This is a genomic window from Candidatus Acidiferrales bacterium, assembly GCA_035934015.1.
Taxonomy (GTDB): domain Bacteria; phylum Acidobacteriota; class Terriglobia; order Acidiferrales; family UBA7541; genus DAHUXN01.
The window spans coordinates 403,024-419,169 of the sequence record DASYYH010000016.1 but is presented as its reverse complement, the minus strand read 5'-3'; the positions used below and the strand labels follow the sequence as shown (position 1 = coordinate 419,169).

General features: G+C 55.3%; 17 protein-coding genes. 15 read left to right on the top strand and 2 right to left on the bottom strand.

Annotated features, from left to right (window positions below; translation table 11 throughout):
- Positions 1-92: 92 nt before the first annotated feature.
- A complete protein-coding gene (locus VGR81_09155; GenBank protein HEV2289107.1) occupies positions 93-428 on the top strand; it encodes an STAS domain-containing protein in 336 nt (111 codons plus the stop codon).
- 72 nt (positions 429-500) lie between these two features.
- On the opposite strand, the gene VGR81_09150 is transcribed toward VGR81_09155, so the two are convergent.
- Positions 501-1,556: a PLP-dependent aminotransferase family protein gene (locus VGR81_09150; GenBank protein ID HEV2289106.1), complete on the bottom strand. Its 1,056-nt coding sequence runs from the start codon at positions 1,554-1,556 to the stop codon at positions 501-503.
- Between the two features lie 608 nt (positions 1,557-2,164).
- Here VGR81_09150 and VGR81_09145 point away from each other — a divergent pair.
- The 12 genes from VGR81_09145 to VGR81_09090 all read left to right on the top strand — a co-directional run bounded on the left by VGR81_09145 (position 2,165) and on the right by VGR81_09090 (position 14,671).
- Entirely contained in the window at positions 2,165-2,722 is a 558-nt protein-coding gene (locus VGR81_09145) for a hypothetical protein (protein HEV2289105.1), read from the top strand.
- Positions 2,719-3,234, top strand: coding sequence for a hypothetical protein (locus VGR81_09140; protein ID HEV2289104.1), 516 nt, complete (start codon positions 2,719-2,721; stop codon positions 3,232-3,234). The genes VGR81_09145 and VGR81_09140 overlap by 4 nt, the downstream gene beginning before the upstream one ends.
- Positions 3,189-4,379, top strand: a complete 1,191-nt coding sequence (locus VGR81_09135; protein ID HEV2289103.1) for a hypothetical protein — start codon at positions 3,189-3,191, stop codon at positions 4,377-4,379. Before VGR81_09140 ends, VGR81_09135 begins: the two co-directional genes overlap by 46 nt.
- 195 nt (positions 4,380-4,574) lie before the next feature.
- Positions 4,575-5,588 (top strand): hypothetical protein, encoded by a 1,014-nt coding sequence (locus VGR81_09130; GenBank protein HEV2289102.1) that lies wholly within the window; start codon positions 4,575-4,577, stop codon positions 5,586-5,588.
- Between the two features lie 167 nt (positions 5,589-5,755).
- Positions 5,756-6,421, top strand: coding sequence for a hypothetical protein (locus tag VGR81_09125; GenBank protein ID HEV2289101.1), 666 nt, complete (start codon positions 5,756-5,758; stop codon positions 6,419-6,421).
- 191 nt (positions 6,422-6,612) lie between these two features.
- Entirely contained in the window at positions 6,613-8,601 is a 1,989-nt protein-coding gene (locus VGR81_09120; protein HEV2289100.1) for a 30S ribosomal protein S1, read from the top strand.
- 184 nt (positions 8,602-8,785) lie between these two features.
- Complete coding sequence (locus tag VGR81_09115; GenBank protein ID HEV2289099.1) at positions 8,786-9,151, top strand: HU family DNA-binding protein; 366 nt, start codon at positions 8,786-8,788, stop codon at positions 9,149-9,151.
- 14 nt (positions 9,152-9,165) lie between these two features.
- Positions 9,166-9,648 carry an HIT domain-containing protein gene (locus VGR81_09110; GenBank protein ID HEV2289098.1) on the top strand — a complete coding sequence of 161 codons (483 nt, stop codon included), beginning with the start codon at positions 9,166-9,168 and terminating at the stop codon, positions 9,646-9,648.
- Positions 9,649-9,698: 50 nt separating this feature from the next.
- Positions 9,699-10,844 carry an acyl-CoA dehydrogenase gene (locus VGR81_09105; protein HEV2289097.1) on the top strand — a complete coding sequence of 382 codons (1,146 nt, stop codon included), beginning with the start codon at positions 9,699-9,701 and terminating at the stop codon, positions 10,842-10,844.
- Between the two features lie 49 nt (positions 10,845-10,893).
- Positions 10,894-12,087 carry a hypothetical protein gene (locus VGR81_09100; GenBank protein HEV2289096.1) on the top strand — a complete coding sequence of 398 codons (1,194 nt, stop codon included), beginning with the start codon at positions 10,894-10,896 and terminating at the stop codon, positions 12,085-12,087.
- A gap of 8 nt (positions 12,088-12,095) precedes the next feature.
- Positions 12,096-13,499, top strand: a complete 1,404-nt coding sequence (locus tag VGR81_09095; GenBank protein HEV2289095.1) for an MFS transporter — start codon at positions 12,096-12,098, stop codon at positions 13,497-13,499.
- A gap of 47 nt (positions 13,500-13,546) precedes the next feature.
- Positions 13,547-14,671: an aldo/keto reductase gene (locus VGR81_09090; GenBank protein ID HEV2289094.1), complete on the top strand. Its 1,125-nt coding sequence runs from the start codon at positions 13,547-13,549 to the stop codon at positions 14,669-14,671.
- Between the two features lie 8 nt (positions 14,672-14,679).
- Here VGR81_09090 and VGR81_09085 read toward each other — a convergent pair whose 3' ends face one another.
- Positions 14,680-15,306: an alpha/beta fold hydrolase gene (locus VGR81_09085; GenBank protein HEV2289093.1), complete on the bottom strand. Its 627-nt coding sequence runs from the start codon at positions 15,304-15,306 to the stop codon at positions 14,680-14,682.
- 188 nt (positions 15,307-15,494) lie between these two features.
- Here VGR81_09085 and VGR81_09080 point away from each other — a divergent pair, with 188 nt between their 5' ends.
- Positions 15,495-15,824, top strand: coding sequence for a PilZ domain-containing protein (locus VGR81_09080; GenBank protein ID HEV2289092.1), 330 nt, complete (start codon positions 15,495-15,497; stop codon positions 15,822-15,824).
- A gap of 43 nt (positions 15,825-15,867) precedes the next feature.
- Entirely contained in the window at positions 15,868-16,095 is a 228-nt protein-coding gene (locus VGR81_09075; GenBank protein HEV2289091.1) for a hypothetical protein, read from the top strand.
- Positions 16,096-16,146 lie beyond the last annotated feature (51 nt).

Sequence of the window (16,146 nt, the reverse complement as noted above, 5' to 3'; positions counted from 1 at the left end):
GAGTCAAGGAGAGTTGCCATTAAGCCTGTCAGTCCATCCGTCTCTTGCTTGGAAGGACAAGTTCGGGTACCTTTCTACCGCGTGGGGGCTGCTTGACCGTCTCGATTCGTAAAGCAGGGCCGATTACCATTGTTGATCTCGCCGGTGCGCTCAAGCTCGGCGAGAGCGAGCAAGCGTTCCGCCAGCAAGTGCAGGAGTTGATCGACGGCGGAGTCCGCCGCATGGCTATTAACCTCGCCTCTGTGCCCGAGATGGATAGCTCCGGTATCGGCTCGCTCGTTCGCGTGTACAGCCAGATGAAGAAGTGTGGCGGGAACTGCACCTTCTTCGCGCCAACGAAACGCGTCTCTCAACTCCTTAAAATGGTGCGGCTCGATTCAGTCTTGGATATTGTCGAGGATGAAGCCGCAGCACTGACTCGCAACTGAAGAATTTCCCCCACGAGCTGCATGGTAAAGTAACAGGTTTGGACGCAGGGCCTCGCGGACTCTAAAGTCGCATCAGGATGCACCCTCAAACGTACGAATAATTCTGGAAAGAGTTTGAACTGTATCTGGAATCTGCGCGACGTGCGTCGAGCCGTAGCCGAGAACAAGACCGGGAGGCGATGGACGCTTGAGATAGCAATTCGATAGAGGCATCGCGGAGATGCCGCTCTTGGCCGCCCTTTGCGAAACCGCCACGTCGTGAAAATTAGGAGGAAGTAAGCCCACCAGATGCATTCCCGCGTCTGCGCTAATGACTTCCATCATTGCTCCCATTTGTGTGCGGAGTGACTGCCCAAGCATGCTGCATCGCTCCGCGTAAAGATTGCGCATCCTGCGAACGTGACGGGCAAAGTGGCTCTCTTTGATGAAATCGGTCATCACGGCTTGATAAAGAGTGGAAGAAAAAATGTCCGTCGCTTCACGAAGGACCGAGAATGCGTGCACCAAATCCGGCGGAACGACCACGTAGCCCAAACGTAGTGCGGGAAACATAACTTTGCTGAAAGTTCCCACATAGATGACTCGCGCATCCGAATCCAGACCCTGGAGCGAGCCAATTGGGCGGATACCGAAGCGATATTCGCTGTCATAATCGTCTTCAATGATCCAGGCGCCCACCCGCGACGCCCAATTGAGCAACTGCATGCGGCGTGCGGCGCTCATGGTCATGCCCATCGGGTACTGATGCGAGGGAGTGATGTAAACCGCCCGCGCTCTTGAGCAGCGGCGAACGGCTTCTTCAACAATCAGACCTTCGTCATCGACGGAGACAGGAATCAAGCGAGCGCCGACGGTTCCGAACGCTTGATGAGCACCTGGATATCCCGGTTCTTCCATCCACACAGGATCTCCCGGATTCAACAAGATGCTCGCAGAGATTTGCAGACCCTGCTGGGATCCGGTTGTGACCATCACTTGCGAAGGATCGCAGCGCACAGCGCGAACTGTGCCGAGATACTCAGCGATAGCTTCGCGGAACGGCGCGTAGCCCAGCGCATCGCCGTAGGCCATAAGACTCTTTTTCCCTTTTCGAATGTTTCGCGCTACGAGACGAGACCAAATTTCCATTGGAAAGTGGTCGAGGGCAGGCAAGTGCATTCGAAAGGCACCGGAGAGTTTCAACCATGCCTGGTCTGCGGTTGATTTCACTGCTCGGTTGGCTTGGGAGATATTGCGCGTTCCTTTTCTCTGTGGCGAGTGGCTTATCTTTCCCGCTGACTTGCGCGGAGCCGGCCCAATTGTTTCTTGAGGGATCGAACTGGCAACGCAAGTTCCAGCGCCGGCGAATGTCTCTAGGTAGCCTTCCGCATGGAGCTGTCCAAACGCATTCAGAACAGGAATTCGCGAAACGCCCAGCTCTGCGGCAAGTGCACGGGTGGATGGTACGCGTTGGCCGGGGCGGAGTTGGCCATTGGCTATGGCCCGCTGGAACCAATCGTACAACTGGCGGTAGATCGGATATTCCTTACCGCGGTCGAGCGAGATCGGCGGAAGAAAGCTGGCGGGAAGTCGTTTCATGGACAAACGCAAGTGGTCATACCAGATTGGCAAAAGTGGTCATTGTCATAACCCACTTTATCACTGATGATGCGAATTTGGAGAATGAAGTCCGAGAGAAGACGGCAGAGCGCAGGAGCATTCGGGCCCGTTTGCACGACACTCTTGAAAGAGGACGAATGAAAGTCGAATTCAAATACGGTTGGTATTGGCGCGTAGTTAGCCTCGGCGCGCTTGCTTTGTCATTGATTCTCTGCGCGACACGAGCCTCCAGCATGCCTGCGCATGATGGGCAGGACGACTTTGACTTCAATGTGGGTACGTGGAGGACGCGCATCAAACGGCTCGTGCGATCGGAGAGCGGCGCCGATACCTGGATCGAGCAGAACGGAACAGTGGTAGTGGAGCCGATTTGGAATGGTCGCGGCGAGTTGGAACAGATCGAGGCGGACGGCCCTACGGGACACTGGGAAGGCCTTACCTTGTTTCTCTATAACCCTCAGGCACATCAGTGGAGCGAAAGCTATGCCAATAGCAAAGACGGGATTCTGAACGCTCCCATGGTCGGCGAGTTCAAGGATGGTCGAGGAGAGTTCTTTGCGCAGGATGATGACGGCGGGCGAACTGTTCTTGTGCGAGGTGTCTGGTCGGACATCCAGAAGGACTCGCACCGATATGAAATTTCGCTACGAGGGACGGCGGTGCGACGTGGCAGCCGAATTTTATCGCAGAGTTGACGCGCACTTCCGCGGGCGCGGCGGACTCCGCAGCGCCGCCGTTGAACGCTAGCGCGCCAGAACACCAATTCGACTTCGAGCTTGGAACGTGGAAGTTGCACCTGAAGGAATTGGACCACCCACTCACGGGCTCGCACCAATGGGCTGATTTCTACGCCGATTCCGTGACTCGAAGGATTTGGGGTGGGCGCGGCCAACTGGAGATATTCGAAGCCAGCGGTGCGGCGGGACGCATCGAGGGCTTGACGTTGCGTACCTACAACCCGCAGACGCAGCAATGGAGCCTCTACTGGGCCAACAGTAACAATGGCAAGATCTTCGTTCCACAGATTGGCGAATTCAAGGGCGACACAGGCGAGTTTTATGGGACGGATACGGTGAACGGCAAGTATGTCTACGTTCGATTTATTTGGTGGCCGAAGACCATGCATTTTGAGCAGGCGTTTTCAAACGATGGCGGGAAGACATGGGGAACGAATTGGATTACGGATCAAACGAAAGTCCAGCAATGAAGTATGTCCAGAATGTGAAGATGCGACGAAGCGTGGCTGTTGCGGCGTTGATGATCGCGGGATTAACCATTGGAATGACAAGCGAGAAGACTCGGCCGGCAAAGCCAGCCTCAGTCACCGCGGAGCACGACGGGCAGCACGATTTTGATTTCAGTATTGGTACTTGGAAAACCCATCAGTCGCGCCTCCTGCATGACTCCCATACTTGGGTTGAATACAACGGTACGGATGTGATTCGCAAAATTTGGGGCGGCCGCGCCAATATGGGAGAAATCGAGTCCAATGGCCCAGCGGGGCATCTCGAAATTTTGTCTCTGCGTCTCTACAGTCCCCAATCCCATCAATGGAGTTTCAACGTGGCCACCAGCGCTGGCGGTACCTTGAACCCCATGTTCGGCGAGTTCAAGAAAACGAACGGGGACGCTGCGTTTGTCGACCAGGAGCCATATTATGATAACAAAATCACTCCTCTTCGAATCAGCGTCTCAGACATCACTACGAATTCGAATCATTTTGAACAGTCATATTCGGAGGACGGAGGTAATACTTGGATAACGAACCTTACCGTCCAAGAAAAACTGATGGGCGAACCTGAGCCATGGGGATGGGTGTCGCCAGCGGCTCCAACGGATTCAAGTACGCAGCAAGCCAAAGCCCAAGAATCCGGTACGGAGCGGGATGGACAGCATGATTTCGATTTTGATTTTGGCACATGGAAGGTTCACATCCAGCATCTCGTGCATCCTTTGATGGGGTCTCATACTTGGATCAAATACGACGGCACGGACGTGGTTCACAAGATCTGGGGCGGCCGCGCGAATCTGGCGGAAGTCGAAGCCGATGGCCCAACCGGGCACATCGAATTTCTCTCCCTGCGTCTCTATAATCCGCAATCCCATCAGTGGAGCCTGAATGTAGCCAACAGCGCCGATGGCACAGTGAACGTGCCCACAATCGGCGGGTTCAAGGACGGTCGCGGAGAGTTTTACGATCAGGAAACAGTGAATGGCCGAGCGGTCTTGGCGCGAACCGTGTGGTCGGACATCACCCCGACCTCATATCATTTCGAGGAGGCTTTTTCGGATGACGGAGGTAAGACCTGGGAGCCGAACTTTGTCGCAACGCTCACACGAGAAAAACGATGAACTCGCTTCGACGTTGCGGGACTTATTTTCTATTGTACGCGCTTAGCTATCTCTTCCATTCCTTTCAGGCATTTCGACAAGCCGCCTCGCCGACAGTCGCACAGCCCATCAGCACCGAGCAAGATGGGCAGCACGATTTCGATTTCGCGATCGGCACGTGGAAGAGTCATATAAGGCGGTTGGCGCATACCCCATTTGGACATTGCCGCCTTTAACATGATCAGTCGATTTTTTGCCGTGCCGGCATTGGCGGCTGGTTTGTTCTTGGCTGCTGGACAGGCAAACGCGCAAGAGACGACATCAATTTCTTCTTCTCCGGTTTTGCATGTGGACCATCAATCGATGGACGATGCATGGTGGACCGGGCCTATGCTCGCTCCCTCGGCGGCGACGCTCCCGACAGGACATTTTCTAGTCGAGCCGTACTTTTACGATGTTTCCACTTCAGGGTCGAATACCTTTGGGTCACTGTCGTACATACTCTACGGGCTCCGAAATAAGTTAACCATCGGTATGATTCCGACCGTGGACTACGAAGTGGTTAGCGGCGGCACAAACAGCTCGACAGTCGAACTCGGGGATATGGGCTTAGTCGTTCAATATGGACTCACGCAATTTCATGAGGGCAGTTGGCGCCCGATGACCGCGATCAACTTTCAAGAGACGATTCCGACCGGTCGTTACGACCAGCTTGGTAGCCGCCCGAGCGATGGATTCGGCAGCGGATCGTATACAACTGCGCTCGCACTTTATTCGCAAACGTTTTTCTGGCTGCCGAACGGGCGGATTCTGCGTATGCGGTTCAACATATCGGATGCATTTTCCAACCATGCAAGCGTGCAAGGCGTCAGTGTCTATGGAACGGACGCAGGGTTTCGCGGAAACGCCCAGCCGGGTCAAACCGCCTACGCTGATTTGGCCGGGGAATATAGTGTGACCAAAAGATGGGTGGCGGCGCTGGACATCGAATACCACTTCGAGGGCAATACCAGCGTTGCGGGCTACGACTCGCTCAATCCCTCCGGACTGCAGAATCCATCAAGCGTACAAATTAACTCGGGGTCCAACGAGGAGTTTATCTTTGCTCCCGCAATTGAATACAACTGGAAACATAATCTGGGCGTGCTCATCGGCACGCGTATCATCGAGCTTGGCCATAACATAAACCCTTCGATTACCCCTGCCATCGCAATCAACTACGTCCATTGATCTGCACAATGCTTCCAACAATGAGGACCGGTCTAGTTGAAACACGGCACGCACTGACGTTTCCAAGGCTCTCTCGGCTGGAAGGTTCATTTTCCAGCACACGATTCACCTGCATGAATTGACCCTTTGAGACGACCGGTTCATATTTGGTGAGGAGCCTCTTGGAGGTGTCCGTGCGACCTTTCTGCCGCAATGCTGTAGCTTTGCTGCTGGCGGCTTTGCTGGCAAACCTTCCTGCTTTGGCAGCCCCGAATCACTCTGTTGGATTCGTCCTGGTGGCGCAAAGCACGCAGCTTGATGGTCTGGCGGCTGCAAGCGGAACAAATCTGTTCCCTGGAGACTCCCTAGTCACCGATTCTGGTGGGTCCGTGCGCCTGCAATTTGCGGCGAATCAGATTTATCTTCTTCCATCGAGCGGCGTGACTCTCGCCAGTAATGGAGCAGGCGTGATGGCGACACTTGCTTCGGGAACGGCGGGGTTTTCTTCATCTGGCGCAAGTCCGATTGCAATACGGGCCTTGGACGTCACCATCCGGCCACAAACGCCAGCCGCCACTCATGCGAGAGTTACTGTACTCAGTGAAAACGAACTCGAAGTAGCCAGCTTTACTGGTACATTGCAGCTTGAACTCGATGGCGAGACCTATCTCCTTGCTGCCGGCAAGACCTATGGAGTTGAAATCACGGACAATGCGCCTAGACAGGCTGATAAACAGATAAAATCTGCCCGCAGCAAACGAAGACTAATTGTCTTTCTCTTTGGAGCCACAGCGGTCGCTGCCGGAATCGTATACCTCGTGCGGGAACTCAACGAAAGCCCTGACACTCCGTAGCTTGCGGGGCCAAGGCTTCTATCCGGAACCACCACCCAGGAAGGTTGACAACGCTCATGCCAGGCACGTATCATTTTGACGATACAGCGCGTTAACGGTCGCTGCGTCCCCTCTATAACTCTCGCCCACGGGGTGGGGTCTCCGAGGATTTACTCGGTGAGCAGGGTAAGTTCCTCTGAAAGGCCGCAGGAATGTCGCCCGAGTTTGAAGGCTCGAATATGGAAGGTTCCACCGCGCAAGCTGCTACGGTCGAGGAGCCGACCCACACGCAAAGTCGTTCCGGAGCAACTCCAAGGCCAGCCATTGAGCAATCTCCTGTTGCAAACCTCGAAACCCCGGAGCCGGGCCTAGAGTCGGTTTCTCGTATTTCTTCAAGCCCCGAGGAAATTTCCAACGCTCAGGAGCATGATGGTGCCGGAGAATCCGCGAAAGAGATCTCCGGCCAAGTGGAGGAGCAAGCGCCCGGTGAAGCCTCCAAGGTAAATGAACAGCCGATGGAGCAGCTCATCGAGCAATATGCGACGCCTTCCACGGCTCCGAGCAGTGGCGAGATTTTCGAGGGACACGTGATTGCTATCAATGATCTCGGCGTTGTGGTGGATGTTGGCGCAAAGTTGGAAGGGATTGTTCTGGCGCAGGAATTTGTCGAGACCGGCGGGATTCCGTTTCAGGTCGGGGACACAATCGAGGTCGAGCGGACGCATGAGCAAAAGGAAGGCTATGCGATTCTTTCGCATACGCGGGCGCACCGGCGACGCGTTTGGGAGCAAATCGAGAAGTCGCATCGCGAAGGCTTGAGTCTGAAGGGCAAGATCGTCGACCGAATCAAGGGCGGTTTAGTGGTCGACATCGGCGTGCGAGCGTTCTTGCCTGCTTCTCAACTGGATACTCGTCCTACGCACGATCTGGAAACATGGAAGGACAAGGAAATCGAATGCCGCGTGCTGAAATTGAACCGCAAGCGCGGCAACGTTGTCGTCAGCCGACGCGCGGTGCTGGAAGAAGAACAGAAGAAACAGCGCGAGGAGCTTGCAGCATCGCTGAATGAAGGCGCTGTCGTCGCGGGCAAGGTCAAGAACATCACGCCGTACGGCGTGTTTGTGGATCTCGGCGGGCTGGACGGTTTGCTGCATATCAGTGATTTGGTGTGGGGACGGATCGCCCATCCGAATGAAGCGGTTTCACAGGGGCAGGAAATCGAAGTCCAGATTCTCCGGTTTGACAAAGAGAAGATGCGAATTTCGTTGGGGCGCAAGCAATTACTCCCTGATCCATGGGCAACTGTGCCGGAGCGCTTCCCGATGGGCACGCGACTGCGAGGTCGCATCGTGGGCGTGGCCGATTATGGGGCATTTGTGCAGATCGAACCCGGTGTTGAGGGACTGGTTCACGTCAGCGAGATGAGTTGGTCGAAACGTCTGAAGCACCCATCGAAGCTGGTGAAGGAAGGCGACGAGGTGGAAGTGGCTGTACTGGAAGTGAAACCAGAGCAGCGACGCATCTCCTTGGGTCTGAAGCAAGTGACTCCCGATCCATGGGCGGGTATTGCCGAGAGGTATGCAGTGGGTTCAATCGTGACCGGACGCGTGCGAAACCTGACGGAATTTGGTGCGTTTGTGGAACTCGAGGAGGGAATCGAGGGGTTGATTCATATCAGCGATTTCAGCTGGACCGAGCGCGCCAAGCACCCAAGCGAAAAATTGAAGAAAGGCGACACGGTGCAGGCGAAAGTGCTGAAAATCGACGCGGAGCACCGGAGATTGTCCTTGGGAATCAAGCAACTTAACGACATTTGGGCCAACTGGTTTGCCGGGCACAAATTGAACGACGTGATAAAAGGGAAAGTCGTTCGCAACGCGGACTTCGGTTCGTTCGTTGAGTTGGCAGAAGGAATCGAGGGATTGTGCCATATTTCCGAGATTGAGGAACGCCGTCCGAAAGGCAATGCCGGCGATCGCGCCAAGAGGAAGATAGGGAAGCCAGCATCTACGCTTGTGCAAGGCCAGGAATACGACTTCAAGATTATCCGGTTGGACATGGAGCAGCGCAAAATCAGCCTGAGCTATCGGGCAGCGCAGAAGCAGGTAGAACGCAAGGAAATTGAAGTTTTCCGGTCGTCCAAGAGTTCGCCGACGGCAACAATCGGAGATGCGATTCTTGCCAAGCGCCAGGCGAACTAAAAAGAGTTTCGGCACGGTTGCGCTCAATACAAAAAGATTTACGTTTGCGTCCTAGGCGCATTGGTGATATGGAAGGGCCACCAAATGCGCCGATGGCCATAGGGGCCGAGACGCTTAGGGTTGAAACGACAACCCAGTCCGTGATCCAAATTGGAACTTGATGCAAGAGGAGGGCGGTCAGCCCATGGCAAGCGCTGCGGGTAAGCCGGAAACGAGTGAGCGCACAGTAACGAAGGCGGATCTGATTGAGGAAGTGATTCGCGTCACGGAGCTGCCGCGCAAAGAATCGGAAACGGTTGTGGAAACCGTGTTTGAAAGCATTATTGAAGCGCTGCAAAAGAACGACAAAATCGAAATTCGCGGCTTCGGCAGTTTCCGCTCGCGCGAACGGCGCGGGCGCGTCGGGCGCAATCCAAAGACCGGCGCGAAGGTGGAGGTTCCTCCGAAGAGAATTCCATTTTTCAAGCCAAGTAAGGAATTGAAAGACTTCGTAAATAGCCAGAAAACCACAGCACCTGCCGCAGCGTCCGAACCTACCGCACAGGGCTAAGGCAGCCGATTGGGATGGATTTCCTCTGGACTCCGTGGCGCTATCGCTACATCGCTGAAAGCAACAAGGATGAACGATGCATCTTCTGCGAGGCACTCGCGCTGAAGGATGACGCGAAGAGCCAAATCGTTTTTCGTGGCAAACTTTGTTTCGTCATTTTGAATCGCTATCCCTATACAACTGGGCACGTAATGGTCGTGCCATATGCGCACGTCGCGGACCTTGCCGAGTGCGATTCCGAAGCGCTTGCCGAAATGATGCGCATGGCGCAGAAAACGGAGCGCATCCTTTCAAACATCTATCATCCGCAGGGCTACAATTTGGGGATGAATCTTGGACGTTGTGCGGGCGCAGGAGTGGTAGGGCATCTGCATTTGCATATCGTGCCAAGATGGGTCGGTGATGCGAATTTCATGTCCACAATCGGCGAAACGAGGCTTGAGCCGGAGGACCTTTCGCTGACGTATGAAAAGTTGCACGGCGCGTTGAATGTCTAACGCACGAGCGTTTTATTTGCTTTGGAAATGAAACCAAAGGGGGCGAGAAATTGGATCTAGGGCTTACGGAAGAGCAGAAACTGCTGCAACGAACTGTGCATGACTTTGCAGAATCGGAAGTGAAGCCTCTGGCGAGAGATCTGGACGAAACGGGGCATTTCCCGCGTGAGACGTTTCGCAAAGCGGCAGAGCTTGGACTGACGGCAGTTGCGTTTCCCGAGCAATACGGCGGCGCGGGAATGGATCATCTCAGCTACAGCATCGTCATTGAGGAAATCTCGCGTGTCTGCGCTTCCACGGGAGTGATTCTCTCTGTACAGAATTCGCTCTATTGCGATCCGATTTACCGGTTTGGAACTGAGGAGCAGAAGATACGATTGCTGATGCCGTATGCGCGGGGAGAAAAAATCGGTTGCTATGCGTTGACCGAGCCGCACGCGGGATCGAATGCTGCTGCGCTTCGCACGAAGGCGACTCTGAAGGGCGACAAGTATGTCGTCAACGGGACAAAGGCTTGGATCACTAATGGCGGGGCAGCGGACGCTGCGATTGTCTACACAAATACACACCCAGAGAGGGGCGAAAAGGGGATCACCGCGCTCGTGATTGAAAAAGGGACGCCGGGGTTCGCGGTGGGCAAGGAAGAAAAAAAACTGGGCATCAACGCGACAGCGTGTTGCGAGCTTTCCTTTACGGATTGCGAAGTGCCGGCGGCGAATCGCATTGGCGAGGAAGGCGAAGGCTACAGGGTGGCGCTCTCGACGCTCGATGGCGGCCGCATCGGGATCGCTGCACAGGCCACGGGAATCGCGCAGGGAGCGTTTGAAGCCGCCCTGGCCTACGCGCAGGAGAGACAGGCTTTCGGCCACGCCATATCTGGGTTCCAGGCGATTCAGTTCATGCTCGCTGACATGGCTACAGAAATTGATGCCGCGCGGTTGCTCGTGCGCAAAGCTGCCTGGAAACAAGACAGCGACTCCCGATTTTCGATGGAAGCTGCCATCGCGAAACTTTTCGCTTCGGAGATGGCCACGCGCGTGGCACACAGGGCGATTCAGATTCATGGCGGCAACGGCTATAGCCGTGAGTATCCGGTCGAACGCTCCTATCGCGACGCACGCATCACGGAAATTTATGAGGGCACGAGCGAAATCCAGCGCCTGGTGATTGCCGCGTGGGTCTTGAAATCGTATTAGCCACCTTCCCTAGAGACTCGAACTGAACAATTCTCGGCCGCTTGAGTTCGTGTATCCTTGCTCTGTGCTGGCGTTCGACGCAAAACTCGAATTTGATCCCGCCCGCGAGGAGCAATTTTTTTCTGCGATTCCGTCCCATTCTGGAATCTTTCTGATCGAAAATCGTTCGATTGGAGAGGGAACGAAGGCGAAGCCCTATCTGGCACGCACTGCCGATTTGCGCCGTGCGGCCGAGAGGCTGCTTCGCCAGCCGGATACCGCGACGAAACGCCTCAGTTTGCGCGAAGTGGCTAAGGCGTTTCGTTATCGCGTGACGGGTTCACGATTCGAGCAAGCGTTGGCTCTGTACGAACATGCGCGCGCCAATTTCCGCGCACGCTATCGGAGCTTTTTGCATTTACGCCCCCCAGCACTATTGAAAGTGAATCTGCGAAATTCTTATCCGCGTTGCTACGTCACACGGAGAATTTTGGACGACGGCGGATATTATTTTGGACCGTTCTCTTCGCGTAGGGCCGCGGAATCGTTTGCGAATCATTTTTTGGATTTATTCAAGGTTCGGCGCTGCCAGATCAAAATCCGCTGCGACCCGCATTTTCCTGGATGCATCTATTCCGAGATGAAAATGTGCCTGGCTCCGTGTTTTGCAGGTTGCACGAAGGAAGAATATGACGCGGAGGTGCGTCGCGCGGTGGAGACACTGGAATCGCAAGGCTCCTCTCTAGTGGGTGGGATCGAACACGAACGGGAGGCTGCGAGCGAAGCGATGGACTTCGAACGGGCGGCCGGGTTGCACAAAAAACTGGAGAAAGTTACCGATGTGCTGCGCGGGCTGCCGGAAGTCGTGCGGCGAATCGATGCGGTGAACGCCGTGGTATTGCAGCGCGCCGCGCAGGAGCAAACAGTCGGCATTTTCACAGTATTGAACGGTCTTATTGCTGAGCCATTATTTTTTTGTTTCGGCGATCTTTCGAGCGAGCCGCGTTCCGTGGAGGAAATCATCCGGCAGCACTTCAAGAAATTGGAGTCGGAGAAGGTTGCGCACGACGACGGCGGTCAGGGTAAAATTGCTGAACGCAATGCGGAATCCGCAACTGAGCGCGAAGAACACCTCTCACTTCTGGCACGCTGGTTCTATTCCAAGCCGCGAGCTGGCGAAATTCTGTTTCGTGACGCGGAGTGGCCCTATCGAAAAATCCTCCGCGCGTGCGCTCGCGTGCTGGCCGCAGAAGAGTCTGCATAGAAGAGGAAATGCCTGAGGACGGTCCATCAGTTGTAACAGAAGGCGCCATCGGGAACGGCGGAGGACGCCGTCCTTCCCGCGGTGCAGTGATGTTTCGTGCGCTGCGCTACCGCAATTTCCAGCTCTTCTTCGGTGGTCAACTCATCTCGCTCATCGGCACATGGATGGACACAATCGCCGAAGCGTGGCTCGTCTACAGGTTGACCGGTTCGTCGCTAATGCTGGGCACGGTGGCTTTCGCCGGGCAAATTCCTGTGTTCTTACTCGCGCCGCTCGGTGGAATGGTTGCTGACCGGTTCGATCGGCGCAAAGTCGTGGTTGCGACGCAAACGGCCTCGATGATTCTCGCTGGGATTCTTGCGGCGTTGACGCTGAGCGGACGCGTCAAGGTCTGGGAAGTGGCGGCCCTGGCGGCGCTGATGGGTGTGGTCAATGCGTTTGATATTCCCACGAGGCAGGCATTTCTCGTCGAGATGGTTGGCCGGGAAGATTTGATGAACGCGATTGCTTTGAATTCGTCGATGTTCAACGGAGCGCGCGTAATTGGTCCCGCGATCGCGGGTGTTCTAGTGGCTTACATCGGAGAGGGCTGGTGCTTTTTTGCAAATTCGGTGAGTTACATCGCTGTGATTGCGGGTCTGCTGATGATGCGCATGGAGCCAAAGACCATTGAGGAACACCTGACCTCGGCGATCGACCACATCGCGGAAGGGTTTCGGTTTGTGCATCGTACGGCGCCAATTTGGGCACTACTGCTTCTTTTGGGTCTCGTGAGTCTGGTGGCCATGCCCTATTCGGTTTTGATGCCTGTGTTCGCTGCGAAAATTCTCCACGGAAATGCTCAGACGCTGGGCGAACTGATGGGCGCGACTGGAATCGGTGCACTGACCGGAGCGCTGGTGCTGGCATCGAGAACCGGACTCAAAGGGCTTAGTCATTGGGTAGCGAACTCGTGCGCGGGATTCGGATTGGCGCTGATACTCTTTTCGTTTTCGCATTGGCGTATTGTTTCGATCGTTTTGCTGGTTCCAGCCGGGTTTTCGATGATGGTGCAGATGGCGTCGTCGAACACGCTGATTCAGGCAATGGTCCCGAACCGGCTACGCGGCCGCACCATGGCCGTGTATTCGATGATGTTCATGGGCATGGCTCCGGTGGGCTCGTTTCTTGCGGGAGCGATAGCGGATCGTATCGGCGCGCAGTGGACGGTTGCCCTTGGCGGGCTCGGTGCACTGGCGGGCGCCTTCTTGTTTTCGCGGAAATTGCCGCAACTGCGAGTTGAAGCGCGAGAGTTGATTCTAGCGCAAGCAACGGCGGGCGGGGAGCCGCCAGGCAACATGACGAGCCGCGCCCTGGAGGTCCAGCCAGTGCAGCTGGCAAAGAACTCGCGCGTGACCTCGAAGCAGGTCTGATATACTCAGCGCCCGTTTGGCCGATTGACATTGGCTGCTTGCACAAAATGACCTCTCCTTCCACGCTCAAACCCGGCTTCGCCACTTTCGAAGGATCTCGAAAGTTCGCGGCTCGATTTGAAGGGCGCACAGCTCCTGGGCATTTTCGCGAACGTCATGGCCTGTTGGTTTCCTCGATTGGTATCGGAACATATTTGGGTGAACCGGATGCTGCCACGGACAACGCTTATACGGAGGCCATTCGCGCCGCTGTCAGGGGAGGCGTCAATCTGATCGACTCGGCGATAAATTATCGGTTGCAGCGCAGCGAACGTTCGGTGGGCGCTGCGCTCGCCGCGCTTTTTTCCCGTGATTTCGCGCGAGAAGAGTTGATCCTATGCACGAAGGCCGGCTTCTTGACACCCGATGGCGACATGCCAGCAGACGCTAATGATTACTTTTATCGCGAATTTATTTCGAGGGGCATTTTTGCCGTCGAAGATATCGCAGCAGGGTGTCACTGCATGACACCCCGCTATCTGGAGAGTCAATTGGAGCGCAGCCAGCGCAATATGGGCGTCTCTTGCATCGACATTTTCTATTTGCACAATCCGGAAACGCAGCTCGGCGAGGTTCCTCGCGATGAATTCAATAGGCGCATACTGGCTGCATTTCAGACTTTTGAAGCCGCGGCTGCCGCGGGGAAAATTCGTGCGTATGGCATCGCGACATGGAACGCTTTTCGGAATGACCCTCGCTCACAGGATTATCTGTCCTTGGAGCAGATGGCAGGGATTGCGCGGCAAGCGGGAGGCAACGACCACCATTTCCGCTTTGTGCAGTTACCATTCAACTTAGCGATGCCGGAAGCGTTGATGCGGCCCAATCAGAATGTCGGTGGCAAAACGCTTTCGATGGTGCAAGCCGCGCGCGAGCTGGGTGTCGCGCTGATTGCAAGTGCCTCACTGCTGCAGACCCATCTTGCAGGCAAAGTTTCTGAGGTCATTCACGCAACGCTGGGGCTGCGCAACGATCTGGATTGCGCGTTGCAATTCGTGCGTTCCGCACCAGGAATTACAGCCGGGCTCGTGGGGATGAAACGACTGGATCACGTTCGCGCGAATTTGAAGATAGCTGGCATTCCGCCAGTGCCGCAGGAGCAGTTTCGGAGAATGTTCGCTGCGGCGCGCTAACTCCAATTTCACCGTCGCGAATCGAAGGAATCCCGGCCCTTAAGCCATTTCTCCAGTTCCGCGCCCATCTGAGGTAACCTGCCCGCGAAAAAATGGTCCGGTGCGTCAATGAAAACGAGATTCTTTGGTTCGGTCAGCGTGGCAAATAGCGCCTCAGTGCGCTCGCGTGACCCGAATTGATCGTGAGCGCTTTGCAAGAAGAGTTTCGGCTTGGCGCATTGTGCCAGATATGACAGATCCGAGTCATTCACAGGAATTCCAGCGCCGACGAGCTCCGTGACGCGAGGATCCTCACAACCGACGCGCAACCCAACGTACGAACCAAAGCTAAAACCGGCCAGAAGGATTGGTTTTTCCGGGAATTCGTTCGCAAGATAATCCAGAGCCGCGCGAACGTCCCCAGTTTCGCCGTGGCCTTTATCGTGAGCGCCTTCGCTCAGTCCTGCGCCTCGAAAATTGAAGCGCAGGACGGGAACGTTGAGTGCGTGAAGGGATTTCGCAATCTGGAAGACGACCTTATTGTGCATCGTGCCGCCAAAAAGAGGATGCGGATGGCAGACGACAGCAACGCGGCGCGGATCGGCGATGGCGGCCGTCCAGAGCATTGCTTCGATGCGTCCGGCCGGGCCTCTCAAAAAGAAAGTTCTGTGAAACGATTCCGCCATGCGAATTGGCCAGTGTAACGGATTGGCGAATTTTCGCCAAATCGCGGATAGTACTGCCACTTGGAATTCCCATGCGAATGCGAGGGAAAATAATTGCGCGTACATGCCCATGGTGCTAGGGTAAGGACAATTCGGGACAACTTTTCGGGGGAGAAATCATGGCTTCTGAGTCAACGGACCGCCGAACCGCCCGTCGCTTCACGATGTCGCTTCCCCTGCAGGTTCGATTTGCCAATAACAGCGACACCGAGGAAAAGACGGCCCATACACGCGACGTCAGTTTCCGCGGTGTTTATTTCCTGATGGATACGCCTGTGGAGCAAGGCACGAGCGTGGAACTGGTCTTGACACTTCCTCAACAAATTACTCTCGCAGGCGATGTGCGGATTCGCTGTTTTGGCAATATCGTTCGCGTTGAAGAACGCGAAGATGGACGCGGAGTCGCGGCGCAAATTGACCGCTACGAATTCCTCCCTGCCGCTGCTTGATTGCCCTCCGTCAGGTTAGAATATTCCTGCCAAAGGAGGGGATATGTATCATTACAACGCGGAGACGGCGCTCGAAGAGTTGCGTGACGACGCAATTCTGCCTCACCCGGTTCACCTGCGCGATATGATCCTGCGCACGAGACTGGATGCTTCCAAGGCGCTGGAGCTCAATCGAGATTTTCAAGAGTACCTGACGCAATTCGGCGAAATGCAGACGCTTGCGAAGGGGATTCTGGAACAGCTTGCTGCCGGCGTGCGCAAAGCATCCTGAACTTGGGCACAAGATTCAAATTAGAATAGCCAATCTGTGCTTGCTTGCGAA